This window comes from Neisseria sp. HMSC064E01 (assembly GCF_001808875.1).
GTDB classification, from domain to species: Bacteria; Pseudomonadota; Gammaproteobacteria; order Burkholderiales; family Neisseriaceae; genus Neisseria; species Neisseria sicca_A.
Window position 1 is genome coordinate 1 of the sequence record NZ_KV794873.1, and the last position, 661, is coordinate 661.

Below are 661 nucleotides of genomic sequence, written 5' to 3' on the forward strand. Positions count from 1 at the left end.
CTTGTCCTGATTTAAATTTAATCCACTATAGGAATGTTGCAGAATCAATACACAAAGAGATAGTAAACCAGGAAATCGTTAAGTATCGTTTGAACGGAAACGGTAAGACGGATATGATAGCCAACTATTTTACGGTGCCGCACACATAGGCGCCATTCGCATTCACAAACTATGGAGTATCTTCTTATGAAAAAATTCCTCTTTGCCGCGCTGTCCCTGCTGACTGCTTCGCTGTCGCTGGCCGCCGTGAACATCAATACCGCTTCCCCGTCCGAGTTGGAAGCCCTGCCGGGTATCGGCCCTGCCAAAGCCAAAGCCATTGTGGACTACCGTCAGCAGCATGGTGCCTTCAAATCGGTGGAGGAGTTGAAAAACGTCAAAGGTATCGGTGAGGGTATCTTCTCCAAACTGAAGGCAGAAGCAACCGTCGCGCCGGCCGCACAGGCTAAAACCGCCGTGCCTGCCGCCAAAAAATAAGCCCGATGTCGCATTCCCGAATGGGAGTGTATGCAACAGGCTGCTTATCAAAAGGCCGTCCGAAAACCCTCGGGAATTCGGGCGGCATTTGTGTCGGGCGGGTATGACGTCATGACTGTTCTTATTTCATTCACCGTCAGATTAGGATGCATGGAGAGAACTATGTGCAAAGGTCGTCTGAAAA

The 661-nt window shown here is 49.8% G+C and carries 1 protein-coding gene; it reads left to right on the top strand.

Annotation, left to right across the window (positions count from 1 at the left end; all coding sequences use genetic code 11):
* The first annotated feature begins 186 nt into the window (after nt 1-186).
* Nucleotides 187-477 carry a ComEA family DNA-binding protein gene (locus HMPREF2572_RS00625; RefSeq protein WP_070495411.1) on the top strand — a complete coding sequence of 97 codons (291 nt, stop codon included), beginning with the start codon at nt 187-189 and terminating at the stop codon, nt 475-477.
* The last annotated feature ends 184 nt before the right edge of the window (nt 478-661 follow it).